2 protein-coding genes are annotated in these 2,285 nt (G+C 60.1%); both read left to right on the forward strand.

The window, feature by feature from the left end; translation table 11 throughout:
* Positions 1-14 precede the first annotated feature (14 nt).
* A complete protein-coding gene (gene purL, locus GX108_02535; protein NLO55925.1) occupies positions 15-2,120 on the forward strand; it encodes a phosphoribosylformylglycinamidine synthase subunit PurL in 2,106 nt (701 codons plus the stop codon).
* A 2-nt stretch (positions 2,121-2,122) separates the two neighbouring features.
* The coding region (locus GX108_02540; protein NLO55926.1) for an amidophosphoribosyltransferase at positions 2,123-2,285 on the forward strand (163 nt) is incomplete at its 3' end.

The raw sequence follows: 2,285 nt of genomic DNA on the forward strand, positions 1-2,285 counted from the left end.
ACGCCGAGTACGGTGTGATCGTCGAAACCCTGGGACGGGAACCGAACCAGGCGGAACTCAGAATTCTCGGTGTAATGTGGTCCGAGCACTGCAGTTACAAGTCCACGAGAAGACTCTTGGCCACGCTGCCCACCGAGGGAGACTTCGTGGTACAGGGACCCGGAGAAAACGCCGGGATCGTCGATATCGGCGGAGGTTGGGGGATAGCTTTCAAGTTGGAAAGCCATAACCACCCCTCGGCGGTGGCGCCTTACGACGGGGCGGCCACGGGCGTGGGCGGCATCGTAAGGGACGTACTGGCCATGGGGGCTAGGCCGATGGCCCTTTTGGACGGACTCTGCCTGGGGAGGAAGGATTCGCCCCGGGCCGCGGCCACCGCCGAGGGGATCGTGAAGGGCATCGCCGAGTATGGAAACGCCCTGGGAATCCCTACCATCGGAGGAAAAACCGTTTACGACGAGTGCTTCGACGGCAATCCCCTGGTCAACACGATGTGCCTCGGACTGGTTCCCCTGGATGGCATCGTCAGTTCCAAAACGGCGAGACCGGGACACAGGGCCGTGTTGATAGGTTCAAAGACCGGGAAAGAAGGGGTCGCGGGCGCTGCCTTTGCTTCTTCCGAGCTGGGTGATGCCGCGGGGCCAAGCCTCCCCCAAGTGCCCAAGGGGAATCCTTTACTGGAAAAACGCCTGATACAATGCTGCCTGGAGATTCATTCAAAAGGCCTGATCGTCGCCATGCAGGACATGGGAGCCGCGGGCATAGCCTCTTCCTCGAGTGAAATTGCCTCTAAGAGCGGCGAAGGGATTCTCATAAACGTAGACCTGGTGCCTCTCAAGGAGGGGATGGAACCCTGGGAGATCGCCCTCTCGGAATCCCAGGAAAGAATGCTCCTGATCGCGAAAGAGGAATCTTTGGATGAGATCGGCTCTATAGCCGCGAAGTGGCAGTTGGAATGGGGAGTAATTGGTGAAGTGACCGACGACGGTTACTTTGTCATGACCCGGGGAGGGCAGACCGAGGTGAACCTCCCGGCCGGGATGGTCGGGGGCGGTTCCCCTCCTGTCCACTGGCCTTCAAGAAAGCCTGCCGCCGGGGCCAGGAAAGGAGCAAGAGGCGCGGGAGCTCTCAACCCGGCGGAAGTCTCCCGATGCCTGGCCGCCATAATGGAAGACCCGAACCTGGCCGACAAATCCCATATTTTCCGCCAGTTCGATCATGGTGCGCAGTCCGATACCGTCACCTCTCCCGGGAAAAGTGTATCCATCTTCCGGGTCGCGGAGAACGGGAGCCTCGTGGCGGTAACCATGGAGGCGGACCCCTGGAAATGCCAATTAGAACCTTTCGAAGGGACGGCCGAGACTTTCCTCAAGTGCCTGAGATCCCTGTGGGTGAGTGGAGCCGCCCACCTGGGTATGACAAACTGCCTGAACTTCCCATCGCCGGAAGACCCCGAGAACTTTTGGATCCTGGAGCAGTCGGTCAGAGGCCTGGCTGCCGTGGCAGGCGACCTTGCCTGCCCCGTAGTATCGGGGAATGTCAGCCTTTACAACGAGAGCCCCGAAGGGAAGATACTTCCCAGCCCTGTTATCGCCGTTGTGGGCCTTCAGGGTCGCGGAAAGCCCCCACTGGGAGATTCCGCCGACCGGGAGGCTGGATCGGTATTCCTGGTGGGAGACATCCCCGCATTTTTGGGGGGTAGCGCTTACTCGAGGATCACAGACCAAGTCACAGCCTTTCCGCCGGGGCCTTACGACCCCGTGAGGGAAAAGGCATTCATGGAAAGGGCATTGCGAACCGTCCGCCAGGGAGCTGCCGTTGCCGGCCGAGCGGTGGCCGGAGGCGGGCTGCTGGTCTCCCTCGCGAAGACCTGCCTGGCTGCGGAGATTGGGATCAGGTTGGATATCCAGAGTCTCGACCTTTCTCCCGAATGTCTCTTTGGAGAGTGGGGCGCGCGGGCGGTATACCTCGTCCCGGAAAAATCGAACGGCCTTTTCCTTTCTTGCTGGGAAGGTTTCCCCGCCCGGAGGATCGGTAAAATTACCGGTGGTGCCCTCGCTTTGGGGGAAGTGATTATTTTCCCCAGAAGACCGGACCGACATGAGGTCGGGAGGTCTTAAACATGGCGGGGGTTTTCGGAGCATTTTGTAAAGATGGCCATTCCGTGCTGGAGGATGTCTACCTGGGGCTTTACGCCCTGCAGCATCGGGGACAGGAGTCAGCGGGGATTGCCTGGAATTCCAACGATAGCGGCGATGTCAACTCCGCGAAGGGAATGGGGCTGG

The organism is Thermovirga sp. (genome assembly GCA_012523215.1).
Lineage (GTDB): Bacteria > Synergistota > Synergistia > Synergistales > Thermovirgaceae > 58-81.